This is a genomic window from Campylobacter sp. 2014D-0258 (genome assembly GCF_008000495.1).
In the GTDB taxonomy this organism is placed as follows: Bacteria; Campylobacterota; Campylobacteria; order Campylobacterales; family Campylobacteraceae; genus Campylobacter_D; species Campylobacter_D jejuni.
In genome coordinates this window covers 103371-125994 of record NZ_VOAR01000026.1, presented here as the reverse complement: position 1 = coordinate 125994, position 22624 = coordinate 103371, and the positions used below count along the sequence as shown (strand labels likewise).

Here is a 22624-nt window from a genome sequence, read left to right as displayed (position 1 = left end):
ACTAAAAAAGGAGGTAAAATGCAAGAATTAGAAAAAGCAGGAATTTATGGAAGTTTTAAAGGTGATAGTAAATTTTTTAGCAAAAATGTAAAAGTTTCTATGATGTTTAAATCAAATGAGTGGAGAAATTTTAGCGGGGCTTTGGTTGAATTTGAAGCCAGTGCTAGAAGTGCATGGCATACTCATCCTCAAGGACAAACCTTAATCGTAACAGAGGGTGAAATCATCACAAAAGTTCCAGGCCAAAAAGCCTTTATAGCTAAAAAAGGCGATGTGATAAGCTGTCCTATAGGAGTAAAGCATTTTCATGGTGCAACTAATACAAGTAGTGGAGCACACATAGCACTTACAGGCGAGAAAGAGGGTAAAAATGTAGAATGGCTTGAGCTTGTAAGCGATGAAGAATATGAACATGCCTTAAAAGAAGCAAAAGAGTAAAGAAATTTGTAAATAAAACACAAAAATTTTATAAAAACTTTTATGTTTTTTTTGAGTATTTTAAATGCTCTTTTTTATAAACTTTAAAAATCACAAAGGATAAAACCATGCAATTAAGACAAAAAGCAAGAGAAATTTTTGAAAAATTTTTTGGAAAAGTGGAAGAAAAACTGCTTTTTACAAGCGATAAGGAGTTTTTTACTAATCACATTAATTTTACTTTTGGCGAGAGTTTTGTAAAAGCAAATTTGGATACACAAAAATATTTTTTAATCACCCTTGCTTCTACTTTAGCAGTAGGTGGAAAAATAGAGTTTAAAGCTTTACTTCAAGGTGCAATCAAGAACGATATAAGTCCTATTGTCATTAAAGAAGTGATTTATCAAGCTACGCCTTATGTGGGTTTTGCTAGAGTATGTGATTTTTTAAGCCTTTGCAATAAAGTGTTTAAAAAACTAAATATCGCCTTAGTTTTAACTCCACAAGGTACTACTACGCAAGAAAATCGCAAAATAAAAGGCAGGGAAATACAAAATGCTATTTTTAGTGAAGCCAATATCACTAAAATGATAGAATCTACCCCAGAAGATAAAGCTTTTATAAATGATTTTTTGAGTGCGAATTGTTTTGGAGACTACTATACACGCATGGGGCTTGATCTAAAAACTAGGGAGCTTTTAACCCTTGTATATCTTATCTCACTTGGTGGGCTAGACAATCAAGTAAAAGCTCACATACAAGGCAATCTTAACATGGGGCAAAGTAGAAAAGATTTGCTAAATATCATTGCAGCTCTTATTCCATATATTGGCTATCCAAAGGCTTTAAATGCCCTAAATTTGCTTGATGATATTAAAAAGTAGAATGCAAGCAATAAATATTTATTGTAAATTGAGCTTAGAAGTTATTTGTAAATTAGTTTTTATCAAAAAACTTGCAATCATTTTAGTATGCTTTTAAGCTCATTTAGATATTCTTTTTGTATTTTTAGATTTTCTTCTAAAGAATTTAAAATCTCTTCACTAGTTTTTAGGATTTTTTCTTCTTTTACATTTGGATTTTTAGCACTTAAATCATAATTTCTTTCTTCAAGCTCTTTTTTGCTAACAAGCCAAGAATTAGCAGTGATTTTTCTTTCTTTGTAGCACTTTAGAAATTCTTTAAAATGTGTGTATTCTAAAGGCTTGTTTTTAGTAAGTTTATAAGGCGGTATAAGTTCGTAGTAATAAACTCCATCGCCTTCACAAATACATTTTTTACCTTTAGAGAAAAAAAGCACATTAGTCTTAACAGCACTATAAGGCAAAAATACCCCACTTGGCAAACTCAAAACGCATTCTAAATTAAAATCATCTAGTAAATCTTTTTTTACACTCACAAAGGCATTTGAATTTTGAAAAAGCACACCTTCAGGCACGATGATCGCACATCTTCCGTTGTTTTTTAAAGATTTTAAAATGTGTTGTAAAAACAAAAGTTCAGTAGCGTTTGATTTTATAGGAAAATTTTCTTGAATTTGTTCTTTTTCTTTACCTCCAAAGGGTGGATTTGCCAAAATCACTTCGTATTTTTCGCTTTGGGTTATGTCTGTGATTTTTTTATTTAGAGTGTTTGTTTTGATGATATTTGGAGATTTTACCTCGTGCAAGATCATATTCATCACGCCCATTGCGTAGCTAAGCGGAGTTTTTTCTTTACCAAAAAGAGCATCATTTTTTAAAAATTCAAGCTCTTCTACGCTTAAATTTGCTTTTTTGCCTTTGGTTCTATCTTTATATAAAATATGTAAAAAACTCTCAACTAAAAATCCACAACTACCACAAGAAGGATCATAAATTCTTTCTTTTGGTTTAGGATCTATTACTTCCACCATAGCCTTTATCAAAGGACGAGGGGTGTAAAATTCTCCACTATTTCCACCATCGCTACCCATATCTTTTAGAAGTTTTTCATAAACTTCACCTAAGGCAAATACTTCATCTTCTTTATTAAAACTAATCTCATCAATGATATTTATCACTTCTCTTAAAGTATGTCCATTTGCTATGCGATTGTCTATAAATTCAAAAATTCCACCGATTTTATACTCTATACTTTTAAAATCATCATTATTTTTAAAATTTTTAAGATAAGGAAAAAGCTCTTTATTTACAAATTCAAGCAAATCCGATCCACTTAAAGCATTTTTTACATCAAGTTTGCCATCTTTTTTAGGCGCTGCCCAAACACTCCAACTAAATTTTTCTTGCAAAATGCTTTTATAATCTTTGCCATCTAAAAACGCTAAATCTTTTAAATTTGTCTCATAATCATCTAAAAATTTTAAAAAAAGTATCCAGCCAATCTGCTCTGTATAGTGCATAGCACCACTTATGCCATCATCTCTTCTTAGAATATCTGTGATTTTATCGACTTTATTTTGCATTTAAAAAAATTCCTTTTCTAAAAAGTCTTAAAAGTTCTATATTTATATAATAATTACTTCTACCCATTTTAATACACTCTAATATTCCTAAATTTTCACAAATTTTAAGATATTTTGAAGCACTTTGTCTTGAAATGTCTAATTTTTTTATTAAAAAATCTATCTTTGTATAAGGATGAGAAAACAAAAGCTCCACAAAATCTTTACTATAAAAATTCGTTTTATTTTGTAAAATTTCACCTACATTAGACATCATTTTTTCTATCTTAATAATAGTTTCAATAGTTTTTACAGCGGTTTGCTCTATGCCTTTAAGTATGTATTCTATCCACTTTAAAATATCCCCTTCATCACGCACTTTTTGCAAAAGCTTATAATACTCATCTTTATTTTTTACTATGTAAGCACTAAGATATAAAATAGGAAAATCCAAAAGTCCTTTATATACTAAATAAAGTATATTTATAATCCTACCCGTTCTGCCATTGCCATCATAAAAAGGATGAATGCTTTCAAATTGATAATGTATAATTGCCATCTTTACTAAAAAATCAAATTCATCTAAACTATCATCGTTAATGTATAGTTCTAAATTTCTCATAAGTTCTTGTATATTATTAGGATTTTGGGGTGGTATGTGTTTTATTTCTCCTGTAATAGGATTTTTAAGCATAGTTCCACTTTGTTTTCTAAAACCTGCATTATTTCTTTCTAATCTTTTTTGAATTTCTAAAATATGTGCATTTCTTAATAACTGCTCTTTTTTTAATAACTCATATCCTTTTTTCAAAGCACTTTCATAATCTTTCACTTCTTTTGCTGCTCTTGTGAGTTTGTTTTCATCAACTCGTGATAAAAAAAGTTCATCATGTGTTGTGATGATATTTTCTATCTCACTTGAATCTTTTGCTTCTTGCAAAATCAAAGCATTGATTAAAATACTTGGATTTGGTATGCTTTTACTAAGTCCATTTAACTCTGCTAATTTTCTAGAAGCTTTAATGATAAGACTATAAATATTTGCATTTAATTCTATATTTAAAGGCAATTTTTGAGGTATAAATTCTTTCATAATTTTCCAATATGTTAATTTTTTCTAAAAATTTTAACATTATAAAAAAAATATGTTAAAAAAATCAAAAATTTTTAACATATCAAGCCAATGTGTTAAAATTTGGCAAATTTTTTAACATTATAATTCTCCCTTAAAAGCTTTATCAAGCAAGGATTGCTTAAGCTCTTCATAATCTTTTAGTTCTTTAGTGTAAAGCTCTTTTAAAGCCTTTGTCTTTTCAAAGACAGAATCTAAATGCGAAGCGATTTGCTCTTGCTCTTTGAGTGGGGGTAGTGCAACAGGGCATTTTTCTAAAATATTTAAATTTAATTTTGCAGTATGTGTTCCACCACCAACTTTGTTATTATTAATCCACCCTTCAATAAAATAAGAATTTAAAAAATAAACTAAATAATCACTTATAATTTTAACTTTTGGTTTTAAAAGTCCTAAGCTAACGAAAATACTAAATTCAAATTCTAAAGAAATTTTTATAGCTTTTCCTAAAGTTCCAATACGACAAATTAAAATATCTCCAAATTCAGGTTTAGCTCTTTTTATGAGCTTGTTATGCTCTTCTAGTGAAATGTATTTGACATCGCTTAAATCAAAAAAACCTTTAGAAATATTTTTAACGGATAAAAAAGGAATTCCTGTTTCTATATAGTTGGGTGTTTTATGTGTCCCATCTGTAATAAAACATATTTCTCCTAAACCTTTCCATTTCCAAGATTGTGGGAGTTGATAATTTTCTTTAGTATTATCGTTAAGTGGATTAAAGGCTTTTTGTAAAGCACTTTGCATAAGCTCATCAATATTTGCTAAATTTTCTTTTGCTTTTTTGATATTTTCATCAATCTTACTAAAAGCAAAATCCAAAATCCCCACTATCCTTTCTTGCTCTTTTAGTGGTGGTAATGGGATTTTAGTTTCTTTAATTACTCTCACATTGATGGCTTTAAAAGTTGAACCTGTAGAATTATCATTAAAATATTTTTTTAAAGTTAATAAGTAAAAAAACAAAAAATTGTTATTTATTTTAACGCCATTTAAAGAACATAATCCACGCCCTATTGCTATATCTTTAGTAGTAATATTAACTTCTCCAACAGGGGCTCTAACGCACAAGACAACTGAATTTTTCTTTGCAATTTTTTTAACATCTGAAGTAACAAAATTAGATTCATCTATATATTTATCCGAAAAAGCTATTTTTCCTTGATGAAATTCAATTAAATCTTTATTTTTATCTTTATCAAAAATACAATTTCCATTTGGAGATTGCCCCATAACCACTTCGCAAACTTCCTCAAGCCTTTTAACTTCCCAACCCTGCGGTAAATTTGTCATTGTATTTTATAACCTTAAATATTTTTATTTTTGATATCTTTAATAGAAATAATTTTGTAAATTTTTGGCACATTATTTTCATAAACAACTTGTAAATCAACATTGTATAAGTGTAAATGTGGATTGTGCTCTTCTAGAATTTGTTTTTTTAAATAATCGCTAGAAAATTCAACATTTAATTCTTTACTATAAATATTTTTACATAATAATTTATTCCCGCGTTTATCATCGGTTCTTGTTTGTGTAAATTCAACAAGTGTATTTTGAAAATATTTATATGTTTGTAATTCTTCTTTAGTTTTTCTTTCTTTATTTTCAATATAACTATAAATGTTTTTTTGAACTTCTACTGCTTCTTTGCTTACAACACTAAAGCATTCAGATGGATCACTATAACCATTTTGAATAATAACAGTAGAATTACCACCTATACTTATAATTGGTTGTATTATTTTATTAGTATTCTTTGCATCATCAATATTAATTTTATCAATATTATTATCAAATTTATTCTCTTTAAAAAACTTGTAACAATCTTTTAAATTTTTAATAAATTCAATCGCTGAATTAAAATTTTCTATATAAGGTAAAGATAACCCTAAACCTAAAACAACAATATCAAATTCATAACTACCTTTTCTAACTTCACTAATCTTTATAGAAGCCTCATTGCTAATAATACTTTTCCTATACATATTTTGTATAGCTATTAAACTTTCAGCTAACTCTGTGATATCGATAGGTTGTTCAGTATCTATTTTGTAAGTTAAAATATTGTTATTCATAATACTATCCATTTATTACTTCAATATCTTCTATATTGGTATGTTTGGAATAATCTTTATTATTTGTATAAACAACACTTATATTTTTATCTTTTATAATTTCAAAAACATCAGGATATAAATATTTTGTTTTTTTTCTATTTTTTTCTGTTGCATGTTTATTATTTTCTTTTTTACTCCAATCTATCAAACACTTAATATAAACCAAATTAGCTTCATCAAGATTATTAACTTGTGAAATTATGTATCTTAAATTATTACTCAAATTATATTGCATAACTTGGTGTGGAATTGCACTATTTAATTCTTTAAAAAACTTCTTTGTACTAAAAGGAATCGTGCCACCACCCTTTATATCTAATATATCTAATAATATCTGATATTTTTCCTTTGAAAGAAATATATCTAACTTAAAACCATTTAAAATATCTAACAATAAAGTTTTATTAGAATGCTTTTTAATTATAAGCAATTTAAATGGCTTTGGGTTTATATCAAACATTATTTCTAATTCAATTCTATTGTGTGTATAATTAAATATGCAATAAGTCATCTGCTTATTTTTTATATCTTTGTATAAATTTTTTAAATTCGTCATTTGTATCATTTTCTCTCCTTTAATTTAAATAAATCTCTCTTTGTAAATCATCAAAACTTTGTTTTAGAATTTCTAAGCCGCCAAATTCATCGGCCAATTCTCTTACATTGCCTAAAGAACTAAGCTCTATAAGCGGTTTTAAGCCATCATCAAAGTCTTTTATGCCATATTCTTGATATCTATTTAGTAAAAATTCTATGAATTTTATGGCTTTTTCTTTTTGAAAGCGTCTCAAAAACTCACCATTTTCTACTTGCAAAACACGCTCTTGCCTTGTTTTTATCTCGGCATTAAAGCTTAAATGCGCTAAAACATCGTATATATCACAATCTTTTTGAAAAATTTCTCTTAGATCTTTTAAAGCATCTTCATCTACTCCATCATTTGCAAGGGCTTTTAAAAATCTTTCTCTATTTTTTTGATCACTCCAAATTTCACGCAATTTTGCTTCATCATCATAATACTCACCAAGCTTTCCTATCAAAAATTCCAAAAACTCCTTAGTGCTAAGTGGCTTACCTTGTGCTCCTACATAAGTAGTTGTGATATCTAAAACCTTAAGTTTTGTGCCTTTTAAGTGTATGGTTACGCTCTTTTTTTCTTTGCTTTCTTCTTTTGTTTGTTTTATATGCTCTTTAGTGATTTTTTCTTTTTCATCTTGCTCTTTTAATTCTTCTATTTTTTCACCATCCCATTTTGGATCATAAAAAAGCTTAGTCGCACCGACAAAATCAAGTATGGTAAAAAAATCTTTGCCTTCATAAACCCTAGTGCCACGCCCGATAATTTGCTTAAATTCCACCATAGAACCTATATTTGCTAGCAATACTATATTTCGCACATTTTTTGCATCCACTCCAGTTGTGAGCATTTTAGAGCTAGTAAGTATGACAGGATAGCTTTTATCATTATCTTGAAACAATTTTAGATAATCAAGCCCTATTTTACCTTCATCACTCGTAACTCTTACACAATAATCATCTCTTTTAACACTTTTATATTTATCTATAGCTCTTTTTACTTCATTTGCATGAGCTTGATTTACACAAAAAATTATGGTTTTATCCATAGGATTTATAAGCTCTAAAATTTTCTTAGCGATAAAGTCATTATAGTTTGGTAAAAAGATATTTCTTTCAAACTCACTTTGTTTATAAAAGCCTTTTTCAAGCTCACCTTGTATCAAATCATCAGGATTGTAAGTATAACCATCACTCAAAGTTGTTTTTATGAGTTTGACTTTATAAGGGGTTAAAAATCCATCTTCAATACCACTTTTAAGACTATAATCATAAACACTCTCACCAAAATACTCATAAGTGTCTATATTTTCTTCTTTTTTTGGAGTAGCGGTTAAACCAAGCTGAGTCGCATAAGAAAAATACTCAAGCACAGCTCTCCAGCTTCCTTCTTCGTTTGCTCCACCTCTGTGGCACTCATCTATGATGATAAGATCAAAAAAATCTTTTGGGTATTGAAGATAAAATTTGCTCTCTTGTTCTTCTTGGATGTTTTCTTGTTCTTTTGAATTTGCGGCTAAGCTTTGATAAATTCCAAAGAAAATATTTGCATTTGTTATGATTTTTCCATCATTTTTCTTTATTTCTTCAGCACTAATTGCCTTACAATCACTTTCTATAGGATTAAATTCTCCTAAGGCTTGATCTCTTAAGCTCACTCTATCACATAAAAATAGTATTTTAGGCTTTTGATCTTTGTTTTCTTTATTCCATCTTGCCTCTAACAAACGATAGCATAAATTAAAAGCTATGGTTGTTTTTCCTGTACCTGTAGCAAGAGTGAGTAAAATTCTATTTTTGTTATTTATAATGGCTTCTATGACTTTATCTATGGCTATTTTTTGATAATATCTTAATTCTTTTTGCGGAATATACATAACATTTTGGGTTAAAAGCCTGTATTGCCATTCTTTGACATTGCCATAAATCCTATCAAAAAGCTCTTTAGGACTTGGGAATTTATCTATATATTTACCACTATGACTTCTTATATCGTATTCATAAATTTTTTCTCCATTGCTACTATATACAAAAGGCACATTTAAAATTTTTGCATATTCTATGCCTTGAGATAAACCATCTAAAGGATCTTTACTAAATTTTTTAGCTTCTATTATAGCAAGGTTGTTTCCTTCATATCTAAGCAAATAATCTGCAAATTTTCTTTGTGCTCTTTTACCACCTAAAAGCTTTCTACCATCTGTAAAATAATAATTTCTCTTTATATTTTCTTCATACCAAGAACTATTATAAAGCTTTGCATCTATAAATTTTACTCTAGTATCATCTTCTGAATACAAATTTTGCATTTTTACCCCAAAGTGAAATTAAATTTTATAATTATAGCATTTATACTAGTTTTTTAAAAAAATTATTTTCACTCTTGACTTATAGCTACTCTAATGTTTTATAATTATAAAAAATCAAAAAAAGGAGCAAAAATGCAATACAAAATTTTAGAAAATAATCGCATCGCAAGTAAAGGCTATGCAATGCTTAGCAAGGATGCGAAATTCACACCCTTTGAATTTAGCCGCCACGCTATTAGCGATAATGATATTTTGATTAAAATCCTATATGCAGGCATTTGTCATAGCGATATTCACACCGCAAGAAGCGAGTGGGGAGAAGCTACTTATCCTTGCGTGCCTGGGCATGAGATAGCAGGAGAAGTTATCGCTGTGGGTAAAAATGTGAGTAAATTTAAAGTAGGAGATTACGCAGGGGTTGGTTGTATGGTAAATTCATGCGGTGAGTGCGATGCTTGCAAACGCTCACAAGAGCAGTTTTGCGAAAATGGCAAAACCATCTTTACTTACAATAGTTGCGATGTATTTCACGGCAATGAAAACACTTATGGGGGCTACTCAAACAACATAGTTGTAAGTGAAAAATTTGCCATTTGTGTGCCAAAAAATGCACCTATGCATAAGGTTGCGCCTTTGCTTTGTGCGGGCATTACCACTTACTCGCCTTTAAAATTTTCTAAGATAAAAGAAGGCTCAAGCGTTGCTATAGCAGGCTTTGGCGGACTTGGTATGATGGCTGTAAAATACGCTATTAAAATGGGTGCAAAGGTTAGCGTTTTTGCTAGAAATGAAAACAAAAAAGCCGATGCTTTAGCTATGGGTGTAAGCTCATTTTACACAAGCACTGATAAAAACGCCGTAAAAGAACGCTTTGATTTAATCATCTCAACCATTCCAACGCCTTATAATCCTGCAATTTATTTGGATTTACTTAAATTTGGTGGCGAAATGGCTATAGTTGGCTTACCACCTGTGGAAGATAAGGTAAATATAGGCATAAACGAGCTTGTACATAAGGCAGGTAAAAAGGTTTATGGCTCGCTAATTGGCGGTATTGCTGAAACTCAAGAAATGCTTGATTTTTCTTTAAAACACGGAATTTATCCAGAAACCGAGCTTATTACCCCACAAGAAATCGATAAAGCTTATGAAAATCTAACCTCAGGAAAGGCTAAATTTCGCTATGTCATTGATATGACAAAAGAATAATTTAATACTTATCAAAAACCACATCGCTAATGTCAAATCCCCTTTGCTTAGCGATGTTTAAAAGCTCTTTTATATTTTTTTCATCTATTATATTTCTTGCTAAAATCCAAAGATATTTTTTATCAGGACTACCCACAATGGCAACTTTATACTCGCTATCAACAAAAATGATTTCATAATTTACTTTATTAAAAAGGTTCATAAAGATGTTAAATCTCACTGCTAATTGCCTATTTGAAACGATTTTTGCCTTACCCTTTATACTTGAAATTTCATTTTTTTTACTGCAAAAATTCTCAATTTCTACATAAGGAATGCCATTTTTGTATTTAAGCTCGTATTTTGCCTTTGAATTTAGGCAAGATTTTTGAAAAAAGGCCGGTTTTCTAGCTATTTCAAGCCATTCTCCCATATAATTTTGCAAAGAAAGTTCGCCAATTAATTCAAGCATTTTTTCCCTTTTTTGTCTTTCTTGCCCCATTTGCTCATAGCTTGTAAAATGGGAATTAAACTTTGTCCACGTTTGGATAAGCTATATTCTACCTTGGGTGGAATTTGAGCGTATTCTTTTCTGATAATTAAACCATCGTTTTCTAGTTCTCTTAAGGTATTGGTTAAAGTTTTAAAAGATATGGAGCTTAAAAAGCGTTTGAGTTCATTATAACGCACGATTTCATAGCGAAATAAGCAGTATAAAATACTCATTTTATATTTTCCATTAATTAATGCTAGAGTATAGTTAAATCCACATTCTTCGAAATTGCACGGAGAATTCTCTTTAGTCATTTAACATTCCTTTAGTATAGTATATTACTTTATTTTCTGTATTGAAAATGATATTATGCTAAGTTATAATTGTATCATAAAATTTAAAAAAGGATAAAAATGAAAAATATACTCTTGCTTAATGGTGCTAAAGAATTTGGAAATTCAAAAGGACAACTTAATTTGACATTGCATAATCATGCTTTAGAAATTTTAAAAACACTAGGATACGAGGTAGATCAAACTCACATAGATCAAGGATATGATCCTAAAGAAGAGATACAAAAATTTATAAAAGCTGATGCTGTGATCTATCAAATGCCAGCTTGGTGGATGGGGGAGCCTTGGATAGTTAAAAAATATATCGATGAAGTGTTTGGTTTGGGTGCTGGAGTGCTTTTTAAAAATGATGGAAGAACTCATGAAAATCCTAGTAAAAACTACGGAAAAGGTGGTTTAGATCATGGTAAAAAATACATGTTTTCTCTCACTTGGAATGCACCTCTTGAAGCCTTTAATGATAAAAATGAATTTTTTGAAGGAAAGGGTGTAGATATGGTGTATTGGCATTTGCATAAGGCTCATGAATTTATAGGTATGAAAGCTTTACCAACTTTTATGTGTAATGATGTGGTAAAAAATCCTCAAGTGGAAAAATATCTAAACGAGTATGAACTACACTTGAAAAAAATTTTTTAAAAAATTTGACTTAAAAATTTCAAGGTGTAACATTGACTCGAACAAAGTATTTGTATATCTTGCTTGTTATTGCTATGTTTTTATGGGGCTCATCTTGGCCAACATCTAAGATTTTAGCAAATTATACGGATACTTCTATTATTACCTTTTGGCGTTTTTTCTTTGTTGTATTGGGTTCATTTTTTGTTTTAAACTTCTTAAAAATTCCTCTTAAAATCGAAAAAACTGCCTTAAAATGGGTATTGATAGCAGGAGTTTTAAATGGGCTTTATGCCTTTGTATTTTTTATTGCTATAAAGCACGGCTTGGCAGGCAAAGGAGGAGTTTTAGTAACCACTATGATTCCTATTTTTTCTTATTTGATATTTATGATAGCGATATTATTTCAAAAAGATAAAAAATCAACTCACAAGATCACAAAGAGTGAAATTCTAGGCTTATTTTTAGGTTTATTATCTGGATTTTGTTTGTTAAATTTAGGGAGTTTAGAAGATTTATTTGGCAAATTTAATATTTTATTTTTAACTTGTTCTTTTATTTGGGCTTTGATAGCAGTGTTTAATCATAAAGCCAAAGGAGCTCACCCTTTGGCGATTAACTTTTATATTAATCTCATTTCTGTTTTAATGTTTTCTTGGGTATTGTTTGATGTAAAAAGTTATGAAATTTTTCATTTTGAATTTAAATTTTGGATTAGTATGTTTGTCGTGGCTTTTTTATCAACTATTATAGGTACTAGTATTTATTATTATGGGATTCACATTTTAGGGAGCGTTAAGGCAAATTCTTTTGTTTTAATCACTCCTGCTAGTGCTTTAATTTGTAGTTATTTTATACTAGATGAGGTGCCAAATGCACTTACCTTGTTAGGTTGTGCCTTGGCTATAGGTGCTATATATTTTATCAATATTTATGGCAAAAAAGCTTAGATCAAATTTTCAAAATCAAGATTGATTTTTTGATCCATGGCTTTAAATTTTATTTCTCTTTGTTTATAAAGCTCTAAGGCTTCTTGCATGCTAATGCTTTGAAATTTAAAGCTAGAACCTAACTTAGCTTGTGCGAGTAAGCTTAGATCATTTTCTATAACCGTGGCTATTTTTGTATAGCCTCCTGTACTTTGTCTTGCTGCCATTAAAATGATAGGAATACCACTTTTTGGTACTTGTATACTTCCAAAAACTGCAGGATCTGAGATAATATCTGCTGAGTTTTTATGCTCTATACTTTCGATAGATTCTGCATAAATTGCCATTCTATCGCTTTTTAAACCTACTTTATAGCTAGTATTTAAAAAAGTATCTATGCCTTTTTGAGTAAAAGCATCTTCATTTGTTCCTAAAATAACGCGTATAATAGGCTCTTTAGAGCTTTTAAAAATAGGATTTTCACATTCTCTAGCTTCTAAATTAAAAGGTATAAAAGTATCATTAGTTTTTAAAATATCATCTTTTTGTAAAACCCTTCCTTCAAAAATTCCAACTCCCATTTTAGCATCGCTGGATTTAGAGTTTAAAAAACTTTTTACTTCAAAACCACCTGCTATACATAAATATCCACGAAAACCTATTTTTGCTAAACCGAGTTCTAAAATATCGCCTTTATTTGCTTTATACACCTTGCAAGTTTTGATTTTTTGATTATCAAGCTTTGCTTCAAATTCAGCCCCACTTAAAACAAAATAATTCTCATCTAAAAATTTATATTTTCCACCCTTTAAACAAAGCTCAATTCCTGCTTCATCTTGTTTGTTTCCAAGTAAGATATTTGCCATTCTTAAAGCATCTTCATCCATAGCTCCACTTCTTGCTATGCCAAATTTAGCAAATTTTTTTCTACCAAAGTCTTGCAAACTTGAATTTATAGATGCTTCAATGATTTTTATACTCATAAATTTCCTTTTGATAGACTTTTTTAGCAACTTGCTCTTGGATATCGAAAAATTCATCTTTTGAAATGGCTTTAAATTTTAAAAACATACCCGCTTTTAAAAGAGTGGGATTTTTTTCATCTTCTTTATCAAAAAATTCCAAAGGTGTTCTAGCAATGATTTGCCAACCCCCTGGACTTGATATGGGATAAACTCCTGTTTGTTTATCGGCTATACCTACACTTCCAGCTTCTATTTTTGCTCTAGGGCTTGAAAGGCGTGGGGTAAAAAGTCTTTCATCTAAACCTCCAAGATAAGGAAAACCTGCCATAAAACCTAGCATAAAAACAAGATAATAAGGTTTAGTGTGAAGAGATATAAGCTCTTCTTTTGAAATTTGATTGTGTTTGCACACAAATTCTAAATCCAGCCCAAATTCTTCATCATAACAAAGTGGAACTTCTATACAAAGACTTGAGTTTTGTTCTGCAAGTTTAATATCCTTTTTAATTTTTTCCAAAAAATCAAGCAAGGAATTTAAAGAAAGCACGCAAGGATTAAAATATATAAGCAAGCTTGCATAAGCACTTACCAACTCATCAATCCCATAAATTTCACCTTCTTTTAGGGCTTTTTGTATCCTTTGTTCTGTGCTTAAAACATAGGCATTGATTTGAGGTGAAATTTCTTGCTCAAAACGCAAAAGCAAAGCTTTACTTCCACTAAAATGCACACTAAACATTGCTAAAACTTATATAAAATTTTCCAAAGCACAAATTTGAATTTGCTCTTTTTTTAAATTTTCTTTGATTTTTTTAACAAATTCTAAAGCTTTTGCATTATCCCCATGAACACAAATACTATCGGCTTTTAAATCAATTTCTTTGCCATTTATGCTTGTAACTTTGCTTTCTTTTATCATTTTTATCACGCGTTTGATAGCTAAATTTTCATCGTGTATTAACGCCCCTTCTAATTTTCTTGAAACTAAAGTGCCATCATTATTATAGGCACGATCTGCAAAAACTTCATTAGCATATCTTAAACCCTTTTTCTTAGCTGCTTCATTCATAGCAGAATTACTAAGCCCTAGAAAAATAATATTTTCATCAAAACTCGCCACTGCCTCACAAAGTGCTAAGGCTAAATTTTCATCAATAGCTGCCATATTATAAAGCGCCCCATGGGCTTTAAAATGCTGTATTTTCATACCTTTTGCCTTAGCAAAGCCAAATAAAGCTCCTAGTTGATACAAGGCATAGTTTTTAGCCTCTTCAAAGCTTATTTGCATATTGCGTCTTCCAAAACCCAAAAGATCAGGATAAGATGGATGTGCTCCTATGCAAACACCATTTTGCTTGGCTAAATTTAAGGTTTCATCCATCACACAAGGATCACCCGCATGAAAGCCACAAGCGACATTTACTGAACTTACAAATTTTAAAATTTCTTCATCCATTCCCATTTTATAGGCGCCAAAACTTTCCCCTAAATCACTATTTAAATCCACTTTGAACATTATTTGACCTTGTATATTTAATTATTGATTTTATTATATCTAAAGAAGAATTTTAAATAAGCTAAAAGTTTTGAAAAATAAATAAAAAAGTTACAATAAGTAAAAAATGATATTTTAAGCAGGTTAAAACCTGCTTAATTTTTAGTCTTTTCTTGTTTTTGCATCAATTACAAATAAAGGTTTATTAAGAAGTTTAAAATCAGCAATGAAATTTAAAGTCTTATCACTTGTTACCCATTTGATAAATTTACTAGCTTCTGTATAATTTACATTTTTACAATGCTTAGGATTTGTCGCTATAACAGAATAAAAATTTTTAAGACTATCATCGCCTTCATTTACAATGACTAAGTTTGGTTTGCCTTTTTCATTGGCTTCATATTTGATATAAGTACCACGATCGGTTAAAATCACACCTTTTTTTTCTTCAGCGATTTTAATGCTTGCTAACATACCTTGTCCGCTTTGTTGATACCAGCTTTGCTTTTCAGGAACACCGCCAAGATTTTTCCAAAGACTTTTTTCTTTATTGTCAGTGCCTGATTTATCGCCTCTTGAGATGAAAGTAAGCTTTTCATTTTTGATAAGTTCTAAGCTTTCTTTTAAATTTTTACCTTTAAATTTAGAAGCTAAAGATTTATCTGCGATGATGATAAAATCATTATACATCACAGGAGTTCTATCTACACCAAAGCCTTTTTTCATAAATTCTTTTTCAGCCTTTGGAGAATGCACAAAAAGCACATCAGCATTGCAATCTTCACCCATTTTTAAAGCCGCACCTGTTCCTACCGCAACCCATTTTAAAGTATTGCCACTTTCTTTTTCATAAAGAGGCTTTAGAGCATCTAAAAGTCCTGTATTGTCAGTGCTTGTTGTGGTTGCCATTTTAAGTTCTGCTGCACTTGCACTTAAAGCTAAAGCAAGGGCTAAAGAAATGATTTTTTTCATTTTTTCTCCTTATAAATTTACATAAAAAAATATTTTAGCATAATTATGCTAAAATTACTTATTTTAAAAAGGATATTTTTGGATTATATTTTTGATGGTTTTAAACAAGCTTTATTTTTACTTTTCAATGCCGATGAAAGCGTAATTTCAGCTATAAAAACTACACTTTTAAGCTCAAGTATTTCTATAGTTTTAGCTTTGCTTATAGGTTTTCCTTTGGGATTTATCTTAGGCTTTTTTGATTTTAAATTCAAACGCTTTATAAAACTTATCATAGATACTAGCCTTTCTTTTCCAACAGTTGCAGTAGGACTTATACTTTATGCACTGATTTCAAGTCGAGGACCTTTGGGAGAATTTGGACTGCTTTTTACTATAAAGGCTTTAATTTTAGGGCAGTTTATCTTAGCACTTCCTATAGTGATCGCACTTTTTTCAAATTTGATAGAAAATATGAATAAAAAACATTTTTTACTTATAAAATCTTTTCACCTAAGTCCTTTAAAACTTGTTTTAATGATGATTTATGAATTACGCTTTGCTTTGATTAGCGTCGTTGCGCTAGCTTATGGACGCATTGTAGCAGAAGTAGGAGTAGCGATGATAGTGGGTGGAAATATCAAATACGACACTAGAACCATAACCACAGCTATTTCACTTGAAACCAACAAAGGCGAATTTGCTAGCGGTATAGCTTTGGCTTTGGTTTTAATTCTCATTGCCTTTTGTTTAAATTTCATCACACACAAACTCAAAAGAACATAAAATGATAGAAATTTCTAATCTTTTTTTCAACTATCAAAACAAAGAAGTTTTAAAAATCAAAAATTTAAAAATTGATACGAGTAAAATTAGCATCTTAATGGGAGCGAATGGAAGTGGAAAATCTACATTTTTAAGAATATTAAAATTTTTAGAAGGAGATTTTTCAAAAAATATTTCTTATTTTGGAAATTTTAAACTTAATAATAAACAAAAGCGTGAAATTTATTTGCTTTTTCCAGAGCCTATTTTGTTAAATCGTAGTGTAAGGGCAAATTTTTTATTTACCTTAAAAACTTATGGGATTAAAGAAGACATTGAAGAGCGCATAAAAGAAAGTTTAATGCGTTTAAATTTAGATGAAAGTCTTTTAAGTAAATATCCTAATGAACTTTCATCAGGACAAAGTCAAAAAATAGCTTTTGCCATAGCTTTAAGCGTAAGAGCGAGGTATTATTTACTTGATGAACCGAGTGCTTTTTTGGATAAAAATACTACGCTTTTATTTAAAAAAGCTATTCTTAAAATGCATGAAAATTTCAATACAGGTTTTTTAATCGCAAGCCATGATAAACATTTTTTAGATTCTTTGGCTCAAAAAAAACTTTATTTACACAGTGGAGAAATTTTAGAATTTGAAAATACTAATGTTTTTGAACTAGAAAATCAAGGTGTGAAATTTTGTAATTTTATAGATTTTAGTAATTGTAAAAAATATAAAGATTTTAAAAAACCTCCAAGTAAAATTGCTATTGATCCTTATAAAATTTCTTTTTTTAATTCTAAAAATATCCCAAAAAATAATTATGAGTTTATTTTAGAAAAATGTTATATTATAGCACTTAGAAGCAGGAAAAGTGATGTTTTTATAAGGGTAAGTTGTATGGATAAAATTTTAGAATTTGCCTTAGAAAAACAAGAATTTTTAAAATTCGATTTAAAATTATACGAAGAACTCAGTCTTTATTTTTATGAAGATGCAATATGTTTCTTAAATTAACATACATTATAAATTTTAAATAAAATATTACAAATATTCCCATTTTTTATAAAATTTATCTTAATTATTTTTTAAATTTGTATTTAATACAAATAAACTCTTATATAATGTTTAAAAATAACCATAAAGGAGTTTTTATGCTTAATCAAAATAATCAAGAGCTTTTTAAGCCAAGTAAAGAATTTTCTCGTAATGCTCGTATAAAAAATTTATGTGAATACTATGATTTATGCGATGAAGCCAAGGAAGATTTTGAAGGTTTTTGGAAAAGACAAGCACTTGAGAAGATCGAGTGGTTTTCGCCTTTTTCAAGAGTGTTAAATGAGGATAAAGCTCCATTTTATAAATGGTTTGAAGGTGGAACTTTAAATGTAAGTTATCAATGTCTTGATCGTCATATGAAAACAAGACGCAATAAAGCTGCTTTGATTTTTGAAGGTGAAATGGGGGATTATGAAGTTTATACTTATAGAAGATTATTGCATGCAACTTGCAAGACGGCCAATTTGCTTAAAAAATTCGGAGTAAAAAAAGGCGATAGGGTTGTAATTTATATGCCTATGATTCCAGAAACAGCTATAGTAATGTTAGCTTGTGCAAGGATTGGGGCTATTCATAGTGTGGTATTTGGAGGGTTTTCTCCTGAAGCCTTAAGAGATAGAATTATAGATGCAGGAGCTAAACTTGTAGTAACGGCTGATGGTGCTTTTCGTCGTGGCAAACCTTATATGTTAAAACCTGCAGTAGATAAGGCTTTAAGTGAAGGGTGTGAAAGTGTAGAAAAAGTACTTATAGTTATACGCAATAATGAGCCTATAGAATATATTAAAGGAAGGGACTATGTTTATAACGAACTTGTGAAAAATGAATCTTATAAGTGTGAACCCGAAATTATGGATAGCGAGGATTTGTTGTTTTTGCTTTACACTTCAGGATCAACGGGCAAGCCAAAAGGAGTTATGCATGCAAGTGCAGGATATATACTTTGGGCACAAATGACTATGGAATGGGTTTTTGATATTAAAGATTATGATAATTATTGGTGTAGTGCTGATGTGGGTTGGATTACAGGACATACTTATGTAGTTTATGGGCCTTTAGCATGTGGAGCAACGACTATAATGCATGAAGGAACTCCTACTTATCCAAATTCTGGGCGTTGGTGGAGAATGATAGAAGAGTATCAAATAAGCAAATTCTACACTTCGCCAACTGCCATAAGAATGCTTCATGCTGATGCACCTGATGAGCCAAGAAAATATGATTTAAGTACGCTTGAAGTGCTTGGAACGGTTGGAGAGCCTATCAATCCTAGTGCTTGGAAGTGGTTTTATGATGAAATAGGGGAAACTAAAAGTCCTATAGTCGATACTTGGTGGCAAACAGAAACAGGTGGGCATATGATCACGCCTTTACCAGGCGCTACTCCTTTAAAACCAGGTTGTGCTACCTTGCCTTTGCCAGGAATTTTTGCAGAAGTTATTGATGAAGAAGGCAATAAAAAAGATGAAGGTGAAGATGGATTGCTTTGTATAACCAAACCTTGGCCTTCGATGATTCGTGGAATTTGGGGTAATGATGAACGCTATATAGAAAGTTATTTTTCTCAAGCTAAAAAAGATGGAAAAGCTGTATATTTTAGTGGCGATGGTGCTTTTTATGATAAAAATGGTTATATAACTATCACAGGAAGAACAGATGATGTGGTTAATGTTGCAGGACATCGTATAGGAACGGCTGAAATTGAAAGCGCTATTGCTAAACATCCAAGTGTAGCAGAATCAGCTGTAGTGAGTATTTTGGATGCGATTAAGGGTGAGTCATTGTTTGCTTTTGTGGTTTTAAGTCCTGCATCCAGTTGTGATCTTGGCGGAGCTATAGAAACTTTAAAAGAACTTAATGACATTTTAAGAGTAGAAATAGGACCTATAGCTAAAATAGAAAAAATTCTTTATACTCCAGGTTTGCCAAAAACTAGAAGTGGTAAAATAATGAGAAGAATTTTAAGAACTATAGCAAGAGGTGAAGAAATCAAACAGGATATTTCAACACTCGAAGATTCTGGAGTAGTAGAAATCATTGTTAAATTAGCTAAGGCAGAGTTTGAATAACAAGGCAAAAAGAACTTTGCCTTGTTGCATGAAAATTCATAAAAATAAGCTATAATGATAAAAAAATAAAAGGAAATTTTTATGCTTCAAACTTGTATTTTCCCTGCGGCAGGTTATGGGACAAGATTTTTACCTGCAACAAAAACTTTACCTAAAGAGATGTTGCCTATCTTAACTAAGCCTTTGATTCATTATGGGGTTGATGAAGCTTTGGAAGCAGGAATGGAAAATATGGGCTTTGTCACAGGGCGTGGAAAAAGAGCTTTGGAGGATTATTTTGATATTTCTTATGAACTTGAGCATCAAATTTCAGGTACAAAAAAAGAATACTTACTTGATGAAATTCGCTCTTTGATCAATCGTTGCACCTTTACTTTTACAAGACAAAATCAAATGAAAGGCTTAGGTGATGCGGTTTTAAAAGGTAAACCTTTGGTTGGCGATGAAGCTTTTGGCGTAATTTTGGCTGATGATTTGTGTGTCAATGAAGAAGGCTTAAATGTTATGGCTCAAATGGTAAAAATTTATGAAAAATATCGCTGCACCATCATAGCTGTGATGGAAGTACCAAAAGAACAAGTTTCAAACTATGGAGTAATTTCTGGAAATTTTGTAGAAGAAAATCTTATCATGGTTAATTCTATGATAGAAAAACCAAGTCCTGATGAAGCTCCAAGTAATCTTGCTATCATAGGAAGATATATTTTAACTCCTGATATTTTTGGAATTTTAGAAAATACTAAAGCAGGAAAAAATGGCGAAATTCAACTTACCGACGCGCTTTTAACTCAAGCAACCAATGGTATGGTTTTAGCTTATAAATTTCAAGGAAAACGCTTTGATTGTGGAAGTGTAGAAGGCTTTGTAGAGGCTACAAATTATTTTTACGAGAAAAGTAAATGTTAAACAATACACTTTTTTTTAAACAAAGTGAAATTCACACTATAAGCTCTTATGCAAATCGTATTAATGATGAGGTAAAAAGTGGAGATATAGGGTATTATCATCTTATTGACACGAGCTTAAGCCTGATTGATGAGAGTTTGGCTTTTATCAAAGACAAAGAACACATAAAAAATATTGTTTTAGTGGGAATGGGTGGTTCAAGTTGCGGTGTAAAAGCCTTGCGTGATATGCTTTTTAATGAAAAAAGTAATCAAAGAGAACTTTTTATACTCGATAACACAAGTTCACATTCTTTTAATAAGACTTTAGAAAAAATCAAGCTTGAAGAAAGTTTGTTTTTAATCATCAGTAAAACAGGTAGCACTATAGAAGTTGTATCGCTTTTTAAACTTCTTATTGAACATTTTAAACTTGATATGCAAGAATTAAAAAAATACTTTGTTTTTATTACCGATAAGGATTCAAAACTTCATCAAGAAGGTGAAAATTTAGGTATTAAATGCTTTTTTATCCCTGCAAATGTAGGAGGTCGTTTTAGCATACTTTCAGCTGTAGGTATAGTTCCGCTTTGTTTTTGTGGCTATAATGCCAAAGCTCTTTTAGAAGGAGCTAAAGCTTGTTTTGAAGATTTTTTTACTCACAAAAAAGATGAAATTTTACAAAAAGCCTATCATTATTGCACGCACAAAAATGCCAATATCAATGTACTTTTTTCATATAGCGATGCTTTTAAAGGCTTTAATGAATGGTATATCCAGCTTATTGCTGAAAGTTTAGGTAAAAAGCAAGGCTATAAACGCATAGGTTTAACTCCTATTGCACTCATTGGAGCAAGAGATCAACATAGTTTTTTACAACTCATCATGGATGGACCTAAAAATAAAACTGTAACTTTTTTAAAAATCAAAGACGCTCAAAAAGCACCTATTATCCCTGATATTCATTTTAAATTTTTAGATTCTTTAAGTAATAAAGTCAATCTTCACGAACTTTTAAACGCTCAATGTGATGCAACTATGCACGCTTTAATCGCTGAAAATTTGAGTGTTGATGTGATAGAACTTGAAAAACTTGACGCTTGGCATGCGGGATATTTGATGTATTATTATGAACTTTTTACTTCAACTTGCGGTGTTATGTTAGGGATTAACACCTATGATCAACCTGGTGTGGAAGTTGGAAAGTTGATCTTAAAAAATATATTAAATTCTTAATCAAAATTCATTAAAAAAGAGTATAATGATTTTAAGTTAAAATTATAATAAAAATTTTTAATTAATAATAATTATTATTTAAGAATTTTATGTTATAATTTTAAAAATTAAAAAAAGGAGTCAATCATGTCAGTTACAAAACAATTATTACAAATGCAAGCAGATGCTCATCATCTATGGGTTAAATTTCATAATTATCACTGGAATGTAAAAGGTTTGCAATTTTTTTCTATACACGAGTACACAGAAAAAGCTTATGAAGAAATGGCAGAACTTTTTGATAGTTGTGCTGAAAGAGTTTTACAACTTGGCGAAAAAGCTATCACTTGCCAAAAAGTTTTAATGGAAAATGCAAAAAGTCCAAAAGTTGCAAAAGATTGCTTTACTCCGATTGAAGTCATAGAACTGATCAAACAAGATTATGAATATCTTTTAGCAGAATTTAAAAAACTCAATGAAGCAGCAGAAAAAGAAAGTGATACCACAACAGCTGCTTTTGCGCAAGAAAATATCGCAAAATATGAAAAAAGTCTTTGGATGATAGGCGCTACTTTACAAGGTGCTTGCAAAATGTAATTTAAGGGGCTTTATGCCCCAATTATACAAACTAGGTTATAATATCCTTTTTTAAAGGATAAA

23 protein-coding genes are annotated in these 22624 nt (G+C 30.2%); 11 read left to right on the top strand and 12 right to left on the bottom strand.

Annotated elements, in window-relative coordinates; translation table 11 throughout:
• Nucleotides 1-18: 18 nt before the first annotated feature.
• On the top strand, nucleotides 19-438 hold the full coding sequence (locus tag SR62_RS07640) for a cupin domain-containing protein (protein WP_002892946.1): 420 nt from the start codon (nucleotides 19-21) through the stop codon (nucleotides 436-438).
• 107 nt (nucleotides 439-545) lie between these two features.
• Nucleotides 546-1301, top strand: a complete 756-nt coding sequence (locus SR62_RS07635) for a carboxymuconolactone decarboxylase family protein (protein ID WP_147502335.1) — start codon at nucleotides 546-548, stop codon at nucleotides 1299-1301.
• A gap of 77 nt (nucleotides 1302-1378) precedes the next feature.
• Here the strand turns inward: SR62_RS07635 and SR62_RS07630 are convergent, their stop codons facing one another.
• From SR62_RS07630 to hsdR, 6 genes are all read right to left on the bottom strand, one after another.
• Nucleotides 1379-2863 carry a type I restriction-modification system subunit M gene (locus tag SR62_RS07630; RefSeq protein ID WP_147502334.1) on the bottom strand — a complete coding sequence of 495 codons (1485 nt, stop codon included), beginning with the start codon at nucleotides 2861-2863 and terminating at the stop codon, nucleotides 1379-1381.
• Entirely contained in the window at nucleotides 2853-3935 is a 1083-nt protein-coding gene (locus SR62_RS07625; protein ID WP_147502333.1) for a Fic family protein, read from the bottom strand. The genes SR62_RS07630 and SR62_RS07625 overlap by 11 nt, the downstream gene beginning before the upstream one ends.
• Nucleotides 3936-4055: 120 nt before the next feature.
• Nucleotides 4056-5267, bottom strand: a complete 1212-nt coding sequence (locus tag SR62_RS07620) for a restriction endonuclease subunit S (protein WP_052843131.1) — start codon at nucleotides 5265-5267, stop codon at nucleotides 4056-4058.
• A gap of 14 nt (nucleotides 5268-5281) precedes the next feature.
• Nucleotides 5282-6052, bottom strand: coding sequence for a hypothetical protein (locus SR62_RS07615; RefSeq protein WP_002892941.1), 771 nt, complete (start codon nucleotides 6050-6052; stop codon nucleotides 5282-5284).
• A gap of 4 nt (nucleotides 6053-6056) precedes the next feature.
• Nucleotides 6057-6659, bottom strand: coding sequence for a DUF6037 family protein (locus tag SR62_RS07610; protein ID WP_002892938.1), 603 nt, complete (start codon nucleotides 6657-6659; stop codon nucleotides 6057-6059).
• A gap of 10 nt (nucleotides 6660-6669) precedes the next feature.
• On the bottom strand, nucleotides 6670-8979 hold the full coding sequence (hsdR, locus tag SR62_RS07605) for an EcoAI/FtnUII family type I restriction enzme subunit R (protein ID WP_002892936.1): 2310 nt from the start codon (nucleotides 8977-8979) through the stop codon (nucleotides 6670-6672).
• A gap of 132 nt (nucleotides 8980-9111) precedes the next feature.
• Between hsdR and SR62_RS07600 the strand changes: the two genes are divergently transcribed.
• Nucleotides 9112-10188, top strand: a complete 1077-nt coding sequence (locus SR62_RS07600) for an NAD(P)-dependent alcohol dehydrogenase (RefSeq protein WP_002892935.1) — start codon at nucleotides 9112-9114, stop codon at nucleotides 10186-10188.
• A gap of 1 nt (nucleotide 10189) precedes the next feature.
• Here SR62_RS07600 and SR62_RS07595 read toward each other — a convergent pair whose 3' ends face one another.
• Nucleotides 10190-10639, bottom strand: a complete 450-nt coding sequence (locus SR62_RS07595) for a lipocalin family protein (RefSeq protein ID WP_002851461.1) — start codon at nucleotides 10637-10639, stop codon at nucleotides 10190-10192.
• The gene (gene rrpA / locus SR62_RS07590) at nucleotides 10627-10974 is read right to left on the bottom strand and encodes a MarR family transcription factor RrpA (protein WP_002855295.1); all 348 of its coding nucleotides are present in this window, start codon (nucleotides 10972-10974) and stop codon (nucleotides 10627-10629) included. Before rrpA ends, SR62_RS07595 begins: the two co-directional genes overlap by 13 nt.
• A gap of 99 nt (nucleotides 10975-11073) precedes the next feature.
• Between rrpA and SR62_RS07585 the strand changes: the two genes are divergently transcribed.
• Together SR62_RS07585 and SR62_RS07580 are read left to right on the top strand one after the other, a co-directional pair.
• Nucleotides 11074-11652 carry an NAD(P)H-dependent oxidoreductase gene (locus SR62_RS07585; RefSeq protein ID WP_002851227.1) on the top strand — a complete coding sequence of 193 codons (579 nt, stop codon included), beginning with the start codon at nucleotides 11074-11076 and terminating at the stop codon, nucleotides 11650-11652.
• 32 nt (nucleotides 11653-11684) lie between these two features.
• Entirely contained in the window at nucleotides 11685-12581 is an 897-nt protein-coding gene (locus tag SR62_RS07580) for a DMT family transporter (RefSeq protein ID WP_002892934.1), read from the top strand.
• Here the strand turns inward: SR62_RS07580 and SR62_RS07575 are convergent.
• The 4 genes from SR62_RS07575 to tupA form a co-directional block, all read right to left on the bottom strand.
• On the bottom strand, nucleotides 12578-13543 hold the full coding sequence (locus SR62_RS07575) for a biotin-dependent carboxyltransferase family protein (RefSeq protein WP_147502332.1): 966 nt from the start codon (nucleotides 13541-13543) through the stop codon (nucleotides 12578-12580). The two genes, SR62_RS07580 and SR62_RS07575, sit on opposite strands and share 4 nt — an antisense overlap.
• Nucleotides 13524-14264, bottom strand: a complete 741-nt coding sequence (gene pxpB / locus SR62_RS07570; RefSeq protein ID WP_002851148.1) for a 5-oxoprolinase subunit PxpB — start codon at nucleotides 14262-14264, stop codon at nucleotides 13524-13526. Before pxpB ends, SR62_RS07575 begins: the two co-directional genes overlap by 20 nt.
• Nucleotides 14265-14273: 9 nt before the next feature.
• Nucleotides 14274-15041, bottom strand: a complete 768-nt coding sequence (locus SR62_RS07565) for a LamB/YcsF family protein (RefSeq protein WP_147502331.1) — start codon at nucleotides 15039-15041, stop codon at nucleotides 14274-14276.
• 141 nt (nucleotides 15042-15182) lie between these two features.
• Nucleotides 15183-15992 carry a tungstate ABC transporter substrate-binding protein TupA gene (gene tupA, locus SR62_RS07560; RefSeq protein WP_002851335.1) on the bottom strand — a complete coding sequence of 270 codons (810 nt, stop codon included), beginning with the start codon at nucleotides 15990-15992 and terminating at the stop codon, nucleotides 15183-15185.
• 78 nt (nucleotides 15993-16070) lie between these two features.
• On the opposite strand from tupA, the gene tupB reads away from it, so the two are divergent.
• The 6 genes from tupB to SR62_RS07530 all read left to right on the top strand — a co-directional run bounded on the left by tupB (nucleotide 16071) and on the right by SR62_RS07530 (nucleotide 22561).
• Entirely contained in the window at nucleotides 16071-16757 is a 687-nt protein-coding gene (gene tupB, locus SR62_RS07555; RefSeq protein WP_002871132.1) for a tungstate ABC transporter permease TupB, read from the top strand.
• 1 nt (nucleotide 16758) lies between these two features.
• Nucleotides 16759-17754 (top strand): tungstate ABC transporter ATP-binding protein TupC, encoded by a 996-nt coding sequence (gene tupC / locus SR62_RS07550; RefSeq protein ID WP_147502330.1) that lies wholly within the window; start codon nucleotides 16759-16761, stop codon nucleotides 17752-17754.
• 137 nt (nucleotides 17755-17891) lie between these two features.
• Entirely contained in the window at nucleotides 17892-19865 is a 1974-nt protein-coding gene (gene acs / locus SR62_RS07545; protein WP_002892929.1) for an acetate--CoA ligase, read from the top strand.
• 81 nt (nucleotides 19866-19946) lie between these two features.
• Nucleotides 19947-20771 (top strand): UTP--glucose-1-phosphate uridylyltransferase GalU, encoded by an 825-nt coding sequence (gene galU / locus SR62_RS07540; protein WP_002871129.1) that lies wholly within the window; start codon nucleotides 19947-19949, stop codon nucleotides 20769-20771.
• Nucleotides 20765-21985 carry a glucose-6-phosphate isomerase gene (locus SR62_RS07535; RefSeq protein WP_002867077.1) on the top strand — a complete coding sequence of 407 codons (1221 nt, stop codon included), beginning with the start codon at nucleotides 20765-20767 and terminating at the stop codon, nucleotides 21983-21985. Before galU ends, SR62_RS07535 begins: the two co-directional genes overlap by 7 nt.
• 126 nt (nucleotides 21986-22111) lie before the next feature.
• Nucleotides 22112-22561, top strand: a complete 450-nt coding sequence (locus tag SR62_RS07530; RefSeq protein ID WP_002892927.1) for a Dps family protein — start codon at nucleotides 22112-22114, stop codon at nucleotides 22559-22561.
• The last annotated feature ends 63 nt before the right edge of the window (nucleotides 22562-22624 follow it).

Excerpts from the sequence above, each read along its gene's own strand:
- SR62_RS07640 (WP_002892946.1), top strand. The coding sequence starts at position 19 with ATGCAAGAATTAGAAAAAGCAGGAATTTATGGAAGTTTTAAAGGTGAT.
- SR62_RS07635 (WP_147502335.1), top strand. The coding sequence starts at position 546 with ATGCAATTAAGACAAAAAGCAAGAGAAATTTTTGAAAAATTTTTTGGA.
- SR62_RS07630 (WP_147502334.1), bottom strand. The coding sequence starts at position 2,863 with ATGCAAAATAAAGTCGATAAAATCACAGATATTCTAAGAAGAGATGAT.
- SR62_RS07625 (WP_147502333.1), bottom strand. The coding sequence starts at position 3,935 with ATGAAAGAATTTATACCTCAAAAATTGCCTTTAAATATAGAATTAAAT.
- SR62_RS07620 (WP_052843131.1), bottom strand. The coding sequence starts at position 5,267 with ATGACAAATTTACCGCAGGGTTGGGAAGTTAAAAGGCTTGAGGAAGTT.
- SR62_RS07615 (WP_002892941.1), bottom strand. The coding sequence starts at position 6,052 with ATGAATAACAATATTTTAACTTACAAAATAGATACTGAACAACCTATC.
- SR62_RS07610 (WP_002892938.1), bottom strand. The coding sequence starts at position 6,659 with ATGATACAAATGACGAATTTAAAAAATTTATACAAAGATATAAAAAAT.
- hsdR (WP_002892936.1), bottom strand. The coding sequence starts at position 8,979 with ATGCAAAATTTGTATTCAGAAGATGATACTAGAGTAAAATTTATAGAT.
- SR62_RS07600 (WP_002892935.1), top strand. The coding sequence starts at position 9,112 with ATGCAATACAAAATTTTAGAAAATAATCGCATCGCAAGTAAAGGCTAT.
- SR62_RS07595 (WP_002851461.1), bottom strand. The coding sequence starts at position 10,639 with ATGCTTGAATTAATTGGCGAACTTTCTTTGCAAAATTATATGGGAGAA.
- rrpA (WP_002855295.1), bottom strand. The coding sequence starts at position 10,974 with ATGACTAAAGAGAATTCTCCGTGCAATTTCGAAGAATGTGGATTTAAC.
- SR62_RS07585 (WP_002851227.1), top strand. The coding sequence starts at position 11,074 with ATGAAAAATATACTCTTGCTTAATGGTGCTAAAGAATTTGGAAATTCA.
- SR62_RS07575 (WP_147502332.1), bottom strand. The coding sequence starts at position 13,543 with ATGAGTATAAAAATCATTGAAGCATCTATAAATTCAAGTTTGCAAGAC.
- pxpB (WP_002851148.1), bottom strand. The coding sequence starts at position 14,264 with ATGTTTAGTGTGCATTTTAGTGGAAGTAAAGCTTTGCTTTTGCGTTTT.
- SR62_RS07565 (WP_147502331.1), bottom strand. The coding sequence starts at position 15,041 with ATGTTCAAAGTGGATTTAAATAGTGATTTAGGGGAAAGTTTTGGCGCC.
- tupA (WP_002851335.1), bottom strand. The coding sequence starts at position 15,992 with ATGAAAAAAATCATTTCTTTAGCCCTTGCTTTAGCTTTAAGTGCAAGT.
- tupC (WP_147502330.1), top strand. The coding sequence starts at position 16,759 with ATGATAGAAATTTCTAATCTTTTTTTCAACTATCAAAACAAAGAAGTT.
- acs (WP_002892929.1), top strand. The coding sequence starts at position 17,892 with ATGCTTAATCAAAATAATCAAGAGCTTTTTAAGCCAAGTAAAGAATTT.
- galU (WP_002871129.1), top strand. The coding sequence starts at position 19,947 with ATGCTTCAAACTTGTATTTTCCCTGCGGCAGGTTATGGGACAAGATTT.
- SR62_RS07535 (WP_002867077.1), top strand. The coding sequence starts at position 20,765 with ATGTTAAACAATACACTTTTTTTTAAACAAAGTGAAATTCACACTATA.
- SR62_RS07530 (WP_002892927.1), top strand. The coding sequence starts at position 22,112 with ATGTCAGTTACAAAACAATTATTACAAATGCAAGCAGATGCTCATCAT.